Source organism: Saprospiraceae bacterium, assembly GCA_016715965.1.
Taxonomy (GTDB): domain Bacteria; phylum Bacteroidota; class Bacteroidia; order Chitinophagales; family Saprospiraceae; genus Vicinibacter.
Genome location: JADJXG010000001.1, coordinates 1 through 16,646, shown reverse-complemented (window position 1 = coordinate 16,646; position 16,646 = coordinate 1). Strand labels below are relative to the sequence as shown.

Sequence of the window (16,646 nt, the reverse complement as noted above, 5' to 3'; positions counted from 1 at the left end):
GATAAACTAGAGTTTTTTACTATGAATAATGGTCTCCAGGACTTCCTTGTAATTGGCGCCCACGGGTATGTTTTTAATCTGACCCTTTTCCAGGATTTCGACCGAGCCGGTAGCAAGCGCATGGATTCTATCCAAATTGATAATATAAGATCGGTGTATTCTGAGAAAGGTCTGGGTGGGAAGTTTCTCTTCCAGACTTTTCATCGTCTGTAGGGTGATGATTTTATTTTGTTCTGTTCTGATTATTACATAATCTTTGAGACCTTCTACAAATAGAATTTCATCGAAATTGACCTTGACCAATCTTTTATCCGCCTTTACAAAAATAAATTCAGGTTTTCCTTCGACTACTTTTGCGGGTTCTGTAGTTTGGTCAAAAGATTTTATGGCCTTGTTGACCGACTTCACAAATCGTTCAAATGAAATGGGTTTTAACAAATAGTCCAAGGCATTCAATTCAAATCCTTCCACAGCAAACTCCGGATAGGCAGTCGTAAAAATTACTTTTGGAGCATCGTCCAATGTTTTTAAAAAATCAGTACCTCGCATGACCGGCATTTCAATGTCCAGAAACATCAATTCAATTTTGTGTTTAGCGAGGATCTGATTAGCTTCAATGGCATTGTTGCAAGTTGCCACCAATTCCAATTCTGGAATTTTTTGGACATAAGCTTCCAGTATTTCAACTGCCAACGGTTCGTCATCAACGATGATCGTTTTAATTTTCATTTTTTTCTGAATTTGGTTTTAAAAATAAAAACAAATGAATTTCATAAGCATCCGGGGATTCTTCAGTTTTTAATTGGTGTAAATCCGGATACAGTAGTTCTAGTCTTTTGCGCACATTGGTCAGACCTATTCCGCCCACTTTGTGTTTTTTGGCAAAACCTGGCATCATTTGAGATTTTGAATTTCGAACAATAAATTCGACCGTCTCACTTCTAATGATAAACTTTGCCTTGATGTATGCGCCATCAAGACTTGTTTTTAGACCATGTTTGAAGCTGTTCTCTATAAAAGGAATGAAAAGCAGAGGAGCGACATAAATACCTTCTGGTTCTCCTTCTGTTTCCACTGTGATATCGGCTTGTTTACTCAATCTGATTCGTTCGAGCTCTACATAGTTTTTGATGTATTGGATTTCCTTTGACAAACTCACCCACTTTTCATTGCACTCATAGAGCATGTATCGCATCATGTCTGAAAGTTTCAATACAACCTCAGGTGCATAATCTGATTTTTTAAGAGTGAGCGCGTATAGATTGTTAAGGGTATTAAATAAGAAATGTGGGTTGATTTGGTTTTTTAGAAATTGCAATTCCGTTTGAACATTCTTCGTAATGAGCTCTTTTTTTTCTTTTTGAATTTTTATCCAATCCAATGGCACTCTCACAATGGTGGAAAAGGCAGTGATGATGAACATACTCAAAAAGTTCACCTTTGGGTCTTTGAGCCAAGCTGGACTAGGCTCGACATAAAGTCTGCAAAAATATTGATTGGCAAACATCAATAGGGGAGTGAGCAATAAGGAGAGGCCAATTAATTTGGCAATGTAAGGTACCAAATGTTGATCGGCCAACAATCCGCTGGCGAAATACCTGAGATTTAGATATACGGAAAGTATAAAGGCAATCTCAATGCAGAGTGCCCACATGATTTTATGGGCCAGCGACCAGCTGGATGGACTGATGGAAAGAATGCTTATAAAAAACAGACTCCAGAATAGCAACCTTGCCCATTTTCGGTGGCTGACTTGTTGTTTGAGTTCTATTCCACTGATATCATTCATGAATCCATGCAAAGTAAATAAACTGTCGAATTATGACCCCAAATTTTTCGATCAGAACTGAAATAATTCTGACCAACCCGAAAATGGGAATTTTCCTAAACTATAAGCAGCAAGGAACGTTTTGATGAAACCATTTTGAAAATTATGGAAGAAAATCAAGTTTTGAAAAATCAAAATCTGGTCCATCTATACCGGGAAATCCTTGAATCCATGGGTGAAAACCCGAATAGGGAGGGCCTTTTGAGGACACCTCAACGGGCGGCAAAGGCAATCGAGTTCTTGACCGAAGGATACCAGAAAGATCCGGTGGCAATCCTACGATCTGCATTGTTTACAGAAGAATACAGTGAAATGGTCTTGGTCAAAGACATCGAGTTTTATTCCTTGTGTGAGCATCACATGTTGCCTTTTTTTGGTCATGCCCACATCGCCTACATACCCAATGGCAAAATTGTTGGCTTGAGTAAAATCCCAAGATTGGTGGATGTTTTCTCGAGAAGGTTGCAAGTGCAGGAGAGATTGACCATAGAAATTCTAAATGCACTGGACGATACCTTAAAACCCCACGGCGTAGCCATTGTGATGGAAGCACAACACATGTGCATGATGATGAGAGGAGTCCAAAAACAAAATAGTTTGACAACTTCATCGGCTTTTACAGGAGTTTTTAAGACCTTTGAGACCCGAAATGAATTTTTGACATTACTCGGAAAACATTATAAGTGATGAATAATCAGGCTTTTATTTTTCCAGGCCAGGCAAGTCAGTTTGTAGGCATGGGAAAAGATCTTTATGAAAATGACCCGAAGTCCAAAAGCATGTTTGACTTGGCAGACGAGTTTTTAGGCTATAAAATAAGCGAAGTGATGTTTTCAGGCAACGAAGAGCAACTGAAACAAACCAGTATTACCCAGCCCTCCGTTTTTCTTCACTCCATTATTTCGCTCAGATCAAAGGCAAATGAGCTTTTGCCGTCTGCGGTGGCCGGACACTCTTTGGGAGAAATTTCTGCATTGGTCGCAGCTGGAGTGATTGACTTTTTAGATGGTTTAGCCCTCGTAAAGACCAGAGCAGAAGCAATGCAATTGGCCTGCGATCAAAATCCTGGATCCATGGCAGCCATTGTCGGCTTGACAGACGAACAAATCGAGGAAATTTGCCATGGGATTACAGAAGAAATAGTGATTCCAGCCAATTACAACTGTCCCGGACAATTGGTCATATCTGGTAGTTTGGCTGGCCTGAAGTTGGCAGAGGCAAAACTAATGGAGGCTGGTGCCAAACGGTTTATATTGCTTCAGGTGGGCGGGGCCTTCCATTCTCCATTGATGGAACCGGCCAAAAAACAATTGGAAACAGCCATCCACCAGTTAAATTTCAAAACTCCCTCCTGCCCGGTTTATCAAAATGTTGACGCCAGACCACATTCAGATCCGGAAACCATAAAAGCCAATCTGATCAGCCAACTTACTGCTCCTGTCAGATGGACGCAGATTATGCAAAATATGATTTCAGATGGCATAAGTTCATTTGTTGAGGTGGGAGGAAACGGTACTGTTCTTTCAGGTTTTTTAAAAAGAATTGATCGCAATATCCCGGTAAGTACTTTATGAATTCATCTCACGAAATAAAAACTGGTTCGGTATTGCTGTCTGATCCATTCATGCTGGATCCCAATTTCAAAAGGACCGTGGTCCTGATTGTTGATCATACCATAGAAGACGGTACCGTTGGATTTGTTCTCAATCGCAGTACAGGAATGAAATTTTCTGATTTTATCGAAGACATCGGAGATTTCGACGCACCAGTTTTTGAAGGGGGGCCGGTTTCTCCCAATACCTTGCATTATTTGCACAACGTTGGAGAATTGTTAGAGGACTCCATCAAAGTGTGTCCTGGTATTTATTGGGGTGGTGATTTTGATGCTTTGAAATTTTTAATTGAACAAAAATTGATCCTCCCTGATAACATTCGGTTCTTTATGGGATACAGCGGATGGTCGGCCGATCAGTTGCAAGGAGAAATTGCCGAAAAATCATGGGTTCTTTCGCAAATGGACACCAACTACTTATTTAAAAAATACAAACTGGACCTTTGGAAAATGATGATGAATGACAAAGGGGAACACTGGTCAGCGATCAGCCAAATGGATGGCGATCATATATTCAATTAGATAGATTCAATCATGCAAAAAATACTAAATTATTCCCCTTGTTAAGAATTCAAAATTTAAACCTAGGTTTCGGAGAACGACCCATTTTTGACGATATATCGATGGTGGTCACCGCTGGTGAAAAACTTGCTTTGACAGGCCGCAACGGAGCTGGTAAATCAACACTTTTTAAAGTGCTCACCGGAGAACTTTCACCAGATACTGGTGTGATCGAAAAACCAAAGACAATGACCCTGGCTTTTCTCAAACAAGAGTTGCCCAAAGATTATGGAAATACGGTCATTGACGAAATAAAAAGTTCTTTGGTCATGATTACTCAGTTGCAATCTGAGCTTTCAGAGATCGAGCATAAACTTTCTGATCATCATCTGGATCATGATCTAATGTCTGATTTGATTGATCGAATGACAACCGTCCAACATCAATTGGAATACCTGAATGCAGATAAAATTGATGGAGAGATCGAAAAAATTCTGACCGGACTTGGATTTTCACCAACAGATTTTCTAAGATCGACCCATGAGTTCAGTGGCGGCTGGAGGATGAGAATCGAACTCGCCAAATTGCTTTTGGCAAATCCGGATCTCTTGCTTCTGGACGAACCGAATAACCATTTGGACATTATCTCCATCCGATGGCTGGAATCCTATCTCAGGAATTACGAAGGTGCTGTGGTTCTGATTTCCCATGATTTGATGTTTGTTGACAATGTTGCAGACCGTATCATCGAAATTGACCGCGGAAAAATTTATGATTTCAAAGGAAAGTATTCTGCTTTTATTGAATACAAAAAATAAGAAAGGATATTGAGCAAAGCGAGTACAATTCCCAACAAAAACTGATCCAGCAGAAAGAACAGTTAATCGATAAATTCAGAGCAAAGGCCAGCAAAGCATCTTTTGCAAAATCACTGCAATCCGAACTCGCACGAATGGAAATCAAAGATGCACCGGAAGAAGAGCTGGCTGCCATGCGTCTTCGGTTTCAGGCCTACAAACCAGGTGGACGAATCGCTTTTGAGGCAACCGGACTATCTAAATCCTATGGAGATTTGTTGGTCCTTGATCAGGTTGATCTGTTGGTTGAAAGGGGTCAGAAGCTCAGCTTTATAGGTCAAAACGGCCAAGGCAAAAGTACCATGGTCAAAATGATATCCGGACAACTTTTGCCAACTAAGGGTGATATCAAATCGGTGCATGAAATCAAGATTGGTTACTATGCACAAGAACATACGGATATATTGGATCCTGGACTCACCATCCTGCAAACCTTGGAAGATGCTTCTATTCCGGAGGCGAGGCCGATGGTAAGGACCATTTTGGGTGGTCTGGGTTTTCAGGGAAAGGATGTGGACAAAAAAGTAAAGGTGCTGAGCGGTGGTGAAAAGTCGAGATTGCGATTGGCGACTTTACTGGTCCAACCGCATAATCTATTGATCCTCGATGAGCCAACACACCACCTCGACATCCCATCGAAAGAGGCACTGAAAGAAGCCATCAAAAACTACAATGGGACCGTCATCATCGTCTCGCACGATAGGGAGTTCTTGCGCGGATTGGCGGAGAAAACCATTTACTTTGCCCATCAAAAAATAAGGGTTTTCGAAGGTGACATTGATTATTTTTTGGAGAAAATGGATTCAGAGGACATCCTCCAGTCATTTCAAACTGCTGCGCAGATCCAGACCCAAAAGCTTCACAAACCTGTCCAACTCAATCCTGATGAGCAAAAAAATTTGCAGAAAAAAATTAAGTCAATTGAGAGGCAGATCGAGCAACTGGAATTTAAAATCAAAGAATGCGAAATCAAAATGGCTGATCCAGAGTTTTATCAATCCAAAGCCTACAACGAAACCATGAGTCAGTATAAACTTGATAAGACCAAGCTTAATTCACTAACAAAAGAATGGGAGCAGGTGATGGAGCAAATGGTCTAAAAAATGAAATGGTATAAAAATGAATGACCTTAGAGTCACATTGATTCAAAATCCAATTCGGTGGGAAGACCCGGCAGGAACCATTTTGTCCATGGACCAATTGATTCAATCGCCAGACTTGTCAACGGATGTGATCGTTTTTTGTGAGATGTTTTCAACCGGCTTTAGTATGGACAGTGCAAGATTGGCAGAGTCAATGGATGGACCTACCGTCCGTTGGATGCAGGTCCTGGCCAATCATCATCATGCCCTGGTGATGGGAAGTTTGATCATCAAAGATGGCGGAAAGTACTATAATAGGTGTATTTGCGCGTTTCCCGATCGAAGCATTTTGTATTACGACAAGGTGCATTTATTCACTTTGGCCAATGAACATTTACATTATTCAAAAGGGGCTTCAAAATTGGTTTTTGAATTTAGGGATTGGAAAATAATGCCATTTATTTGTTATGATTTGAGATTTCCAGTTTGGTTGCGCAATGTAGATGACATTGAGCTCCTGATCGGAGTAGCGCAGTTCCCGGCAAAAAGAAGACAAGCCTGGTTGAGTTTGCTGACTGCCAGAAGTATTGAAAATGTGTGTTACGCGGTTGGGGTCAATGGACTTGGTATAGATGGCAATCAAATAGAATATTCAGGAGATTCAGGAGTTTGGAATTTCGAAGGCACCAGAATATTGGATTTGGGATCTGAAACCGGGATCAGGACAACTGTACTTTCAAAAGAAAAATTAAAGGCTTTCAGGAAAGCATATCCCTTTTAAAAGACAGAGATCCATTTACCCTTGTTTAGAAAAATTGGATCTGTTTCAATGTGTTTTTTTGAGGATACAACATTTAAATCTTTTGAATAGGAGGTGATTGAAATTTATCTTTCCCTAATCTCGGTAAAATAAAATTGCAGGGTATTTGGATGAAAATACTTCCAGCTGTGCCAATATTCCTGTGATGCATTAATTGACCTCAGATTGTTCGAATTACTGTCTCCTGAATTTCCGAAAAAATCGTAACGCTCGTATTCTGAGACCAAGCTGTCACCCTTCATTTTTAAAATTTGATGCTTGTGTTTTCTTTGGTAAACCACGAAACTGTGTTGATCCTCTGACAATGCGATCACGAGTGGAATGTTTTCAATGCTGTCATGAATGATTCTTTCGCGGCAGAGCTCATTCCAATCGTAGGCTTTTGAAATGCCTTGTAATGATATTCCAATAATCCAAGACTTATCTTGCCATGAATGGGTATCTCTTATGGTCAACTTACCATAAAATTTACCTCGTTCAAAATTAGACATACTATCATATTTAATGGTAAAATCGCTGTCAGGCTGCATAATCTGACTATCCGGATATTTTTGCAACCATTGCTCTAAAGTCATTTGGCTGTAATCCATTTCTGCGAGTTTCATCCCTTTTAAAGGTCCAGCCACGGCTTCTCCTGTGGCCTGCCGCCACCACGATTTGGTCGACCGATCTTCAAACATGGCGTTGAAATGATCCATGCCTACCAATCTGAAAACCTCTTCTTTTCCATGGATGATGGGCTTAAAAATTCTACCGGTCCTGCAAACCGTGCAATAAGTTACCATGATTTTTTATCCGCTATTTGGTCGATTACCTGATGGTGATATCCCAGAAATTGTATTGGATAAGCTTTTGATTTTCCCTCATGGTGGATACCGATGACGATTCTTTTAAGATCTACCATGTTTTCTCGGGAATCGGCGAAGTTGAGATAGCCCGGCTGCAGAAACATCTTGTCGGCTGACATTTTCCAATTGTTTTGATAGACAATAAAAACTGCAATGGTCAAAATCAGTGCAGTCAGCCATTTCTTCTTTTGGAACGTCCGCCAGAATCCTAACATCAAGAAAGCCAAAAACAAGCTTCTAAAAACCCATTTCCACTGATGTAAAAAGTAGGCCAAATCAAGGCTTTGCATTTCCTGGCTTCCGGGTAAAGGCATTATGAAATATACCCTGGCAATTTCAAATAAAATGAATCCCAATGCTCCGAAATAAAAGTAATAAGTTCTCATTATAGACTGATGCAGCAAATTATTGTGATCGTGTAAAAATAGGTTGAGGTTTTAGTGGAAAGAAAACTGCTTTTGGGATTCTGGAGATTTTTTTGAATATTCCTGATGCGGGTAACGCTATTTGATTTTGGGTATTAAAATGAATAAGATACTATTTTTTTTAATCTGGTCATATAATGCATGGCGGATGGTAAAAAGCTTCATTCCAATGCAAGCCTGAAAAATAATTTACGGGCAACAAGATAATGATCTTCAAAAGTCTTTCCAAAACAATTGTATCAAAGTATGCAAACGATGGATCAAAAGTGTCATTGGCTGTATCAAAAAATGAATCATTTTTATCATTGGAGCCTGAAAACTACCAACGATTATGAAGTTAAGGATGCAATCAGGAGTGCAATCAAGATGACATTGATCCAAATGACTCCATTACAATACTTCGATTTGGTTCCTTAATAAGTCTTCCATGCTCTCTCTTTTACGGATCAGCAGGTCTTTTCCGTCATGGATGAGTACTTCTGCAGGCCTGAATCTCGAGTTGTAATTGGAGCTCATGGTAAAACAGTATGCACCTGCATTTTTAAAACAGAGGATATCTCCTGCATGAATCTCAGGTACCACTCTGTTGCTGGCAAAGGTATCCGTTTCACAGATATAGCCGACGACATTGTACACCCTTGGCTTTCCTGTAGGATTGCTCACATTGACGATCTGATGGTAGGAATTATAGAGCATAGGCCTTATCAAATGATTCATTCCGCTGTCCACACCGGCAAACACCGTGGAAGGTGTTTGTTTGATGACATTGGTTTTAACCAAAAAAAAGCCGCACTCTGATACAATAAACTTTCCGGGCTCCAGGAAAAGACTTAATGGACGTCCATATTCTTTGCAAAACTGATTAAATTTTTTGGATAGGATGACTCCCAATTCTTCAATATCGGTATAGACATCATCTTCCTTGTAAGGAACTTTCAAGCCACTGCCAAAATCAAGGAATTCAAGATCCGGAAATCTTTTGGCCACATCAAAAAGAATATCGGAGGCAAAACTAAACACACCCGCATCCAGAATGTCCGATCCGGTATGCATGTGAAGACCATTTATTTTTAAGCCAAGCGTTTTGACCAATCTCTCCACAAGTGGCATTTGATAAATAGAGATTCCAAATTTGCTATCAATATGACCCACACTGATATTTTCATTGCCACCGGCCATCACATGTGGGTTAATCCGGATGCACATTTTGGTGTTGGGGTGATGGTGTCCTATGTATTCCAGTGTTTCGATGTGATCAATGTTGATCTGAACACCCAGCTCGATGGCCATTTCAATTTCATCCACTCCGACACAATTGGGAGTATAGATAATCCTTGAAGGATCCACCCCGGCTTTGAGACCGGTCCATATTTCCTGGATGGAAACCGTGTCAAGTCCCGCTCCCCACCCATTTATCAGCTTTAATATATTGACATTGTTCAATGCCTTGCATGCAAAGTGTACATCCAATTGCGGCACGTCAAAAGCCTTGTGAAGTCGATCCAATTGACGTTTGATCATGGAGCTGTCATAGACATAGAGAGGAGTTCCGTATTTTTCAACTAGATCCAGAAGGGCTAAACCCTGAATTTGATACTGGTCATTTTCAAGAATCATTGCAAGCAGTATTTATTGAGGTGTGGAAATATTTTTAATACCTGTCCATTTTTTAATTTTTGGACAGCCATTGATTTTTGTTCTGCAGAAAAATTTCTGAGTTTGGTGCGGTGTCCACCATCGGCGAGTGTCAGTCGAAGCGCATTCAATCTTTTATCCGGTTCGATGCCACAAGCAGTCCATGTATCCAGACCACCGTACACGTACATAATTTTCTTGCCATTCGTTCTTGCCTTTTCTTCCATTTTTTGCATAAAGGAAGGATTAAATTGGATATCTACATCTGATGGACAAAAGACCAGGTTGCTGGGTTGCTTTTCAAAAAGTAAATATTGACTTAAACCGATCGTATCAAAACCATAGTACCCAAATTCAGTCATAAACTGATAGAAGGCTGGTTTGAATTGTTCGTAAGTTTTTGAATCATAAAAATTGATATCGACGATTTCTTCCAGATGATGAAAAATATCCAATGCATTGGCTTCAGTTCCCGGAATCTCCTCACAATCGGTTCCCCATTGCCAAAAAGAAAAAGGATATTCCAGTGCACAATATTCTATGGTCTTTTCAATACCCAATGGGAAAGTGACACCCTCTCTTTTAGCTAGATTTTGTATCAGCGGCACCAGCTTTTCACGGTTTGAAAATACCATTTTCTGAAATTCGAAAACTCTTTTTCTGCATGCTTCTGTGCCTGCTTTTTGGCGATAATGGCGGATGGTCCTAAGGTCTTCCTGAGCCAGGGGAAAGGGTGCTACATAAGCCATGGCCGCTTTTACCGCTTTTGGGTACTGCAATTTATAGATGGCAGCTGTAGTGCCACCTTTGGACACACCGGTAACAATCCATTTTTTCTTGTAGATTTTTTTTAATTCATTTTGAATTTTATAAAAATCTTGCATGGCTTGGGCATGATTTAAATAAGTCCAGTCCAATTTGGTAGGAACAGATTGTCCGCAATACCGGTATTCTATGGTGATTTGATTGGCATCCAACATTTTACTGGGCTCATGAATGCGGTGATTGATTTGGTATCCTTCAGTCACTAAAACATTTGGTGATTTTAGGCTCTTGTGGTCTATGTATATCCGTTGATAAAAAATCGGACTGCTGGCGTCTTGGTGATTTACTTTCTGTGGCACTAAAATTTCCCAGGCTGTCTGGTAGCCATCCAATTTGTTCAGATGATTTATTTGAGCATTGGGCCAGATTTTTTTAAGTTTTGATTCTGTGATCATCCAATCTTCTTGAAGGGCGGCAGTGGCTGCTGACCAGAGTGAACAACTGTGGACCAGGGAAACAAAGACTGCAAGAATAATTTTATTTTGAAACCGCATTTGATGGAGGATAAGAATATATATTGTAGATTTTTTTTACGAAATTTGATTTGCTGGAAATGCAAAGATAAAGCCATTCTTTAAAAATTTCTTATTTCAAGCGTATAAGACCATCTGATGCTTCCGCTTCAAAGATATCTGCATGTATCCCGAACTTCAGCTGATAAGCTTCTGCGATGTCGGATCGATAAGCGTCCAAGGTATTATTTTTACCAAATGAATGGAACTTCCGCCAAATCCACCTCCCATCATTCTGGCCCCTTCAGCCCTTGGATCCTTGTTTGCAAAATCAACCAGAAAATCCAATTCATCACAGGATACTTTGTACAAATCCCTCAGTCCTCTATGGCCTTCCAATAAAATGTGGCCTAATTCAATCGCATCCTTGTTGATAAGTGCGTGTGCAAATTTTTTGACCCTTTCATTTTCTTCGACCTGATATTTCAACAATAGAAATTGTTCTTCCGTAAGTAAATTTTTTGCCAGAGCCAATTGGCGGTCATCTACTTCACCCAGGGCTCCAATGGATATTCCTTTTTCTTGCAGTTTTATCAAAATTTGCCGACAAGTTTGGCTTCTTGTATTGTAATCAGTATCCACCAATTTATGCTTGATTTTGGTATCGACAATCAGCCAGCTATGGTCTGGCAATGTCATGGGAAAGTTGGTAAATGTCCAGTCTTTACAATCGATAAGCAAAGCACAAGCTTTCTTGCCATTCAGAATACTGATCTGATCCATCATTCCACCTTCCAGGCCGGATCGTCTTTCAGCTTGTACGGCAAATTGGGTCAAACTAGACAAATCCATCTGCCAGTTGAATTGCGTGTTCAAGGCGTAACAAAATCCGCAACAAATTGAAGAAGAGGAAGATAGGCCAGCGCCTACCGGAAGATTGCCCCCAAATGCCAAGCTTAATGGACTGGTCGGTAAGTTCTTTTCGGTTGCGAGTTGGATGACACCATTAAAGTACACCAACCAATCCGGGGTCCAATTTTGACCTTCAACCCAAGTTTCAAGGGTGTCGATGGCTTGAAAGCTCCATTTTTTTGAATGGTTTATGCCAAGATAAATATACCGGTTGATGGTCGCGGGCATACAAAGCCCCTGATTATAATCGGTGTGTTCGCCGATGAGGTTAATCCTTCCCGGAGCCCGGACAATCAGGCAAAATTCTTTCAAGAGATCAAGATATTCGAGTTCGGATTTCATGGGTCAAAATTAATGGAATGGTGAAGTGAGGGCTCATTTTAGACAAAAAATCCTTATTTTTTTATATTCCACACTTAGGATTTCCAATAAAAGCTCTACATTTGCCGTCCCTTATGGTCGAGTGACCGAGTGGCTAGGTAGAGGTCTGCAAAACCTTGTACAGCGGTTCGAATCCGCTCTCGACCTCAACAATTTATTTCCCTTTATCTGAATAGATAAAGGGATTTTTTTTATGATATGTTCCTGCTTCTGTAAATAAAGTTTCGGTTTGATTTTTTGAAATTCATATATAATTTTGAAAAACTGCAGCAACTCAATCCTGAACTATGCTCTTTTAACAAAAATGAAGATATTTGTAATACTCCCCAAAAATGAGACCAACTGTTTTGTTATAAAACATTAAAATTTACATGATATAAGTCTTTTATGCCTAAATAAAATTACTTGCTAACTAAAAGTTTTTCGTTGTACAAGGTTCCGTTGTTTTCAATCCGGATACTGTACACACCATTCATAAAAGTTGAGGTGTCAATTATTTCATCCTCGCTTTTAGTTATTGCATTATAATGCACCTTTCCGGTTATGTCCACCACTTTTAAAGTAGAACCGAAGGGTAAATTGGTAACAGTTAAAAGTCCGTTACTGGGATTGGGATAAATTTTGCAGTTGGCGTATTTGTCATAAGAGTTGGTGCCGGAAGAACTTACTGCTTCATAAAGCCTGATTCTTTGATTTGTGCCAAGTACCAAATCCTTGTCACCATCCCCATCGATATCTGCAAATGCCGGTACAAGGGCCACTGGTCCTGTAATTCCGTCGAATGGATTAGACGTTCCTGTCATTTGCTCAAAAGAAGCATTTGTTATTGATCCGGTGTTTTCGAAATACAATAATTCAGGTATTGTGGCATCATGGCTAATTACAGCATCGATCAATCCATCACCGTTTATATCATGAAAAGCAATTTTCGTTCTTGCTGTAAGATTTACATTTATGAATGGATTATTCATGGTATCCAAATCAAAGTTAGGGGATGTCTTATTTCCAATGTTTCTATAAAATAGAATACTTCCATTCCCATCGGAGATAAACACATCATCATCCATGTCATTATCGATATCCACAAATGCTGGAAAACTGCAAATCCCTTCCGTCATCACTTTATCCAATGGATGATCCATAGGACTGGGCCAAATAAAATCTGGTTCATTGGCATTCCCAACATTTTTCAAGTGTCGGATAAGATAGGTATAAATCCCAACAAATGCATCAAGATCACCGTCGTGATCAATATCTACCAATGCAGGTGCATTGCATCCGGAATTACTTGAGTAGATATTCATTGGATTTAATTGGCCTGATTGCATTTCATATATTGGCATCTTGGCAGTACCAATATTTCGGAAAAACAACATGGTATTGGAGTTGTATTGGCCAACAAAAAGGTCCAGGTCGCCATCATTGTCAATGTCTCCAAGGGCCGGTGATGCAAAATTGCTCAAGTTAACCAAGGCAAATGGATTGTTTTGGGCTAGAATGTATTTACCCTGGGCTTTCATGTTGAATCCGATACTAATGAATAGGCTCAAACAGATGGCTGTTTTAATCAATGAATTTTTCATCGTTTTTGATTTATTCGTTAACAATAAAATTTAGACACTTTATTTGAAGAATTATTCCCATGTATTCAAATAGTTTGTAAGTTGAATTTACAAAGAATGAATTGGAAATTCACAAATTTTATCCAAAACCAAATGAATTCAGCTTAAATTTAATATAAATCGCTCCGAGATGGTACAAGAAAATGGTACACAAATCTAAGATAAATTTGTAGAATGATACAATTAATATCTTGAACAAGATCAAATCCAATCTCGACTTTCTGTCAATAAAGAACAAACCGCTTAAATCATTTTTTAGGAGAAGCAATTGTGATTATGCTGAAGAGATGGAATTTTCCATATCACCTTTTGCTTTGTAGAATTGGGCCCTCTGGGTGAGGGATAGTCCCATCATAAGGCTGTCCTTTAAGATACTTCCAATATGGTAACCCTCATCCAACAGCCCGCTAATTTGAGGGTACATGGATTTTTTGAGAAGCAGATCTGCTTTTTTTTAATTGAGCATAGCCAAGCCCTCTGCTCATATTTTGCTTCTTGAGAACTTATCGACCCACTCAACGATTGCCAGGGCGCTGTCCAATTCACCATTAAAATCCAAATCATCGGCTTGATCTAGCTTCTCATAGATAAGAGCAGAATCCAATAGAGTGTAGTTTTGTTGGCTATATATTGGATGGGTTAAACTGAGAGAAAAAATAGCGACAAAAAAGAAACATCTTGATAATTGTACCATGGATGGAATGATCAGTCGTAACCAAAATAAATCACCCTCCAAACTATCATTCGATTTCAATTTCCAATTGATTTGGAAACAAATTTATTATTTATTTACGACTTCCTGTTCAAATTCTTAATTTGGAAACAATCTTATATTCACTTGAAATTTAAGATTTTAATTCTTCTATCTGTATTGTTTATGGTGCCTCGCTCTGATGTACTTAATCTTTTTGCCGAGATCCAAATGGATATTCTCATAGTAGGTTTTAATTTCTAATTCAGGGTAGGGGAGTGTTTTGCCATAGATGTCATCATCATGATACAATACGGTATAGTTTGGATGGGACTGAATGGTTTGCAAACTAAATACATACAATCCCGGATCATCTGTTTTCAAATGTAAATAGGCTCCATCTTCCAGGACTTTGGAATAGTGGTCTAGAAATATTGGAGAAGTGAGCCGCCTGTTTGATTTGCTGGGCCTTGGAAAAGGATCAGGAAATGTAATCCATATTTCTGAAATTTCCTCTTCTTCAAAAAAATGCCCAATTAATTCAATTTTAGTTCTTAAAAATGCAATATTATCCAATCGTTTCGCCAATGCGGTAGAGGCCCCTTTCCAAATTCTGGCTCCTTTTATGTCAACCCCAATATAGTTTTTGTTTGGATACATGGCTGCGAGTCCAAGACAATATTCTCCCCTTCCGCAGGCCAATTCTAAAATCAATGGATCATTGTTCATAAAATGATTGGCGCGCCATTTTCCTTTCAGTTCTACTTCCTCATGAAGGGATTGATGTAAACTTGGGTTTTGAAAATTGAAATTTTCAAATACATTTGTAAAGCCTAGATTGGCTGCAAATTTTTCAAGTTTTGAGCGTTTCACCATGTTCTAATAGTTCTTACTTATCTGGTCAAAATATTGAATAAAATCCAGGTCCTCTTGACCTCCGTTTTCCAACCAAATGACGGTGCCTGGATCCCTTAGTAAGCCTACCATATTTTTCAGTTCCTCTTTTTGTGAAACGGGTTGTTCTTTGTATAAAAAATCGTCATTGGACTAATAATATTGGGAATAAACTCAAATGTATTGAAATCGTATTTTAATTCATAAGGTAAAATCAGCAATGGAAATCTGGTTCTCATCCAGGACCTAAGGCTATACACAGGATTGTCAAGAATAACTTGCCTGCAGGGACTGATGGTTGAAATATAGGCGGCAACTGTTGCTCCAAAATCAACTCCGTAAATGAGTATACTATCCTCTGTAGTCTGACCTTTTAGCCATCCCATGACAATTTGACCATCTTCATATAGCCCAATTTCTGTTGGATGGCCTTGTGATTTTCCATACCCGCGATAATCTGGCATAATTACACGAAAACCTCTGTTGGTAAAAAAAGGCACCTGGGCAGCCCAGTAATCGGCGCTTTTGTTACTTCCGTGTAGAAAAATCAGATATGATTTGGTGGGAATCTTGCTCTCAAACTGAAGAATATTGATTTTTTGACCATTGGGATGATCCAGTTTGATTTCTTTATACGGATGAGTGAATGTATACTTATAATTTGGTCCGTGTTTGGTCGGTGAAAACACAATGAAATCAATAAAAATATAAATAAAGAAAATTCCCACCATATACAGAATGACAATGGCCAGGAAAATATACAAAAATTTACTGATGGAAGACATCATATCCAATAAGTGCGAAGGTATATATTTTATCCATCAATCAGATACTTGTCGATTCGCCAATTTACTTTTGCCATTTGAAAATTTTCGAAGCATTCGATTTTTTAAACGATTAAAAATTAATAAAACCTTGTCCTATTGCAAACAACATTCTGAAACTTCAGGCGTTAAATTCATGATGACTCAGATTGTGATCATACTGTTGATGTCTATTACCTGTTTTAAAGCCAATGGTCAGGTGCGTGAACCCATAGTGTTGGTGTTGAAAGATTTGTTGAAGGAAATGGATAAAAAGGACGATACCATCCGAATCTTTAACTTCTGGGCAACCTGGTGTGCGCCTTGTATCAAAGAATGGCCTTATTTTCCAGAATTATGCGGTTCAGACAAGTGGTACGCAAACCAGACTTTATATGGTCAGCCTGGACGATGTGCGTCGATTGAAATCAAAAAGTAATTCCTTTTCTCGAAAAGAA

At 39.2% G+C, this 16,646-nt stretch carries 17 protein-coding genes, 1 tRNA gene and 1 pseudogene; 8 read left to right on the top strand and 11 right to left on the bottom strand.

The genetic code is table 11. The annotated features are described in order from the left end of the window. Positions 1 to 6: 6 nt before the first annotated feature. Together IPM48_00095 and IPM48_00090 are read right to left on the bottom strand one after the other, a co-directional pair. Positions 7 to 729 (bottom strand): response regulator transcription factor, encoded by a 723-nt coding sequence (locus IPM48_00095; GenBank protein MBK9269972.1) that lies wholly within the window; start codon positions 727 to 729, stop codon positions 7 to 9. Further along, a complete protein-coding gene (locus tag IPM48_00090; protein ID MBK9269971.1) occupies positions 719 to 1,789 on the bottom strand; it encodes a sensor histidine kinase in 1,071 nt (356 codons plus the stop codon). The genes IPM48_00095 and IPM48_00090 overlap by 11 nt, the downstream gene beginning before the upstream one ends. A 144-nt stretch (positions 1,790 to 1,933) precedes the next feature. On the opposite strand from IPM48_00090, the gene folE reads away from it, so the two are divergent. The 6 genes from folE (at position 1,934) to IPM48_00060 (ending at position 6,661) form a co-directional block, all read left to right on the top strand. Beyond that, the gene (folE, locus tag IPM48_00085) at positions 1,934 to 2,515 is read left to right on the top strand and encodes a GTP cyclohydrolase I FolE (GenBank protein ID MBK9269970.1); all 582 of its coding nucleotides are present in this window, start codon (positions 1,934 to 1,936) and stop codon (positions 2,513 to 2,515) included. Beyond that, positions 2,515 to 3,402, top strand: coding sequence for an ACP S-malonyltransferase (gene fabD, locus IPM48_00080; GenBank protein MBK9269969.1), 888 nt, complete (start codon positions 2,515 to 2,517; stop codon positions 3,400 to 3,402). The genes folE and fabD overlap by 1 nt, the downstream gene beginning before the upstream one ends. Next, complete coding sequence (locus IPM48_00075; GenBank protein ID MBK9269968.1) at positions 3,399 to 3,962, top strand: YqgE/AlgH family protein; 564 nt, start codon at positions 3,399 to 3,401, stop codon at positions 3,960 to 3,962. Before fabD ends, IPM48_00075 begins: the two co-directional genes overlap by 4 nt. Positions 3,963 to 4,000: 38 nt before the next feature. Next, positions 4,001 to 4,759 carry an ABC-F family ATP-binding cassette domain-containing protein gene (locus tag IPM48_00070; GenBank protein ID MBK9269967.1) on the top strand — a complete coding sequence of 253 codons (759 nt, stop codon included), beginning with the start codon at positions 4,001 to 4,003 and terminating at the stop codon, positions 4,757 to 4,759. Between the two features lie 134 nt (positions 4,760 to 4,893). Continuing rightward, a complete protein-coding gene (locus tag IPM48_00065; GenBank protein ID MBK9269966.1) occupies positions 4,894 to 5,898 on the top strand; it encodes an ABC-F family ATP-binding cassette domain-containing protein in 1,005 nt (334 codons plus the stop codon). 19 nt (positions 5,899 to 5,917) lie between these two features. Further along, positions 5,918 to 6,661 carry a hypothetical protein gene (locus IPM48_00060; GenBank protein MBK9269965.1) on the top strand — a complete coding sequence of 248 codons (744 nt, stop codon included), beginning with the start codon at positions 5,918 to 5,920 and terminating at the stop codon, positions 6,659 to 6,661. A gap of 104 nt (positions 6,662 to 6,765) precedes the next feature. On the opposite strand, the pseudogene IPM48_00055 reads toward IPM48_00060, so the two are convergent. From IPM48_00055 to IPM48_00040, 4 genes and pseudogenes are all read right to left on the bottom strand, one after another. Then, positions 6,766 to 7,934, bottom strand: a pseudogene (locus IPM48_00055) (DUF3179 domain-containing protein). A 429-nt stretch (positions 7,935 to 8,363) separates the two neighbouring features. Next, positions 8,364 to 9,590 (bottom strand): diaminopimelate decarboxylase, encoded by a 1,227-nt coding sequence (gene lysA, locus IPM48_00050; protein ID MBK9269964.1) that lies wholly within the window; start codon positions 9,588 to 9,590, stop codon positions 8,364 to 8,366. Next, positions 9,587 to 10,927, bottom strand: coding sequence for a hypothetical protein (locus tag IPM48_00045; protein MBK9269963.1), 1,341 nt, complete (start codon positions 10,925 to 10,927; stop codon positions 9,587 to 9,589). The genes lysA and IPM48_00045 overlap by 4 nt, the downstream gene beginning before the upstream one ends. 156 nt (positions 10,928 to 11,083) lie before the next feature. Then, positions 11,084 to 12,139 carry a hypothetical protein gene (locus IPM48_00040; GenBank protein MBK9269962.1) on the bottom strand — a complete coding sequence of 352 codons (1,056 nt, stop codon included), beginning with the start codon at positions 12,137 to 12,139 and terminating at the stop codon, positions 11,084 to 11,086. Positions 12,140 to 12,254: 115 nt separating this feature from the next. On the opposite strand from IPM48_00040, the gene IPM48_00035 reads away from it, so the two are divergent. Beyond that, a tRNA-Cys gene (locus tag IPM48_00035) sits at positions 12,255 to 12,325 on the top strand. A 254-nt stretch (positions 12,326 to 12,579) separates the two neighbouring features. Here the strand turns inward: IPM48_00035 and IPM48_00030 are convergent. The 5 genes from IPM48_00030 to IPM48_00010 all read right to left on the bottom strand — a co-directional run bounded on the left by IPM48_00030 (position 12,580) and on the right by IPM48_00010 (position 16,170). Continuing rightward, complete coding sequence (locus IPM48_00030; GenBank protein ID MBK9269961.1) at positions 12,580 to 13,761, bottom strand: T9SS type A sorting domain-containing protein; 1,182 nt, start codon at positions 13,759 to 13,761, stop codon at positions 12,580 to 12,582. A gap of 313 nt (positions 13,762 to 14,074) precedes the next feature. Continuing rightward, positions 14,075 to 14,224, bottom strand: coding sequence for a hypothetical protein (locus tag IPM48_00025; GenBank protein ID MBK9269960.1), 150 nt, complete (start codon positions 14,222 to 14,224; stop codon positions 14,075 to 14,077). A gap of 57 nt (positions 14,225 to 14,281) precedes the next feature. Further along, on the bottom strand, positions 14,282 to 14,554 hold the full coding sequence (locus IPM48_00020) for a hypothetical protein (protein MBK9269959.1): 273 nt from the start codon (positions 14,552 to 14,554) through the stop codon (positions 14,282 to 14,284). Between the two features lie 108 nt (positions 14,555 to 14,662). Further along, positions 14,663 to 15,367 carry a tRNA (guanosine(46)-N7)-methyltransferase TrmB gene (trmB, locus tag IPM48_00015; protein ID MBK9269958.1) on the bottom strand — a complete coding sequence of 235 codons (705 nt, stop codon included), beginning with the start codon at positions 15,365 to 15,367 and terminating at the stop codon, positions 14,663 to 14,665. Positions 15,368 to 15,483: 116 nt separating this feature from the next. Beyond that, positions 15,484 to 16,170 (bottom strand): alpha/beta fold hydrolase, encoded by a 687-nt coding sequence (locus IPM48_00010; protein MBK9269957.1) that lies wholly within the window; start codon positions 16,168 to 16,170, stop codon positions 15,484 to 15,486. Between IPM48_00010 and IPM48_00005 the strand changes: the two genes are divergently transcribed. Then, entirely contained in the window at positions 16,160 to 16,627 is a 468-nt protein-coding gene (locus IPM48_00005) for a hypothetical protein (protein MBK9269956.1), read from the top strand. The genes IPM48_00010 and IPM48_00005 overlap by 11 nt on opposite strands. Positions 16,628 to 16,646 lie beyond the last annotated feature (19 nt).

Excerpts from the sequence above, each read along its gene's own strand:
- IPM48_00095 (MBK9269972.1), bottom strand. The coding sequence starts at position 729 with ATGAAAATTAAAACGATCATCGTTGATGACGAACCGTTGGCAGTTGAA.
- IPM48_00090 (MBK9269971.1), bottom strand. The coding sequence starts at position 1,789 with ATGAATGATATCAGTGGAATAGAACTCAAACAACAAGTCAGCCACCGA.
- folE (MBK9269970.1), top strand. The coding sequence starts at position 1,934 with ATGGAAGAAAATCAAGTTTTGAAAAATCAAAATCTGGTCCATCTATAC.
- fabD (MBK9269969.1), top strand. The coding sequence starts at position 2,515 with ATGAATAATCAGGCTTTTATTTTTCCAGGCCAGGCAAGTCAGTTTGTA.
- IPM48_00075 (MBK9269968.1), top strand. The coding sequence starts at position 3,399 with ATGAATTCATCTCACGAAATAAAAACTGGTTCGGTATTGCTGTCTGAT.
- IPM48_00065 (MBK9269966.1), top strand. The coding sequence starts at position 4,894 with ATGGAAATCAAAGATGCACCGGAAGAAGAGCTGGCTGCCATGCGTCTT.
- IPM48_00060 (MBK9269965.1), top strand. The coding sequence starts at position 5,918 with ATGAATGACCTTAGAGTCACATTGATTCAAAATCCAATTCGGTGGGAA.
- lysA (MBK9269964.1), bottom strand. The coding sequence starts at position 9,590 with ATGATTCTTGAAAATGACCAGTATCAAATTCAGGGTTTAGCCCTTCTG.
- IPM48_00045 (MBK9269963.1), bottom strand. The coding sequence starts at position 10,927 with ATGCGGTTTCAAAATAAAATTATTCTTGCAGTCTTTGTTTCCCTGGTC.
- IPM48_00040 (MBK9269962.1), bottom strand. The coding sequence starts at position 12,139 with ATGAAATCCGAACTCGAATATCTTGATCTCTTGAAAGAATTTTGCCTG.
- IPM48_00030 (MBK9269961.1), bottom strand. The coding sequence starts at position 13,761 with ATGAAAAATTCATTGATTAAAACAGCCATCTGTTTGAGCCTATTCATT.
- IPM48_00025 (MBK9269960.1), bottom strand. The coding sequence starts at position 14,224 with ATGTACCCTCAAATTAGCGGGCTGTTGGATGAGGGTTACCATATTGGA.
- trmB (MBK9269958.1), bottom strand. The coding sequence starts at position 15,367 with ATGGTGAAACGCTCAAAACTTGAAAAATTTGCAGCCAATCTAGGCTTT.
- IPM48_00005 (MBK9269956.1), top strand. The coding sequence starts at position 16,160 with ATGGAAGACATCATATCCAATAAGTGCGAAGGTATATATTTTATCCAT.
- IPM48_00010 (MBK9269957.1), bottom strand. The coding sequence starts at position 16,170 with ATGTCTTCCATCAGTAAATTTTTGTATATTTTCCTGGCCATTGTCATT.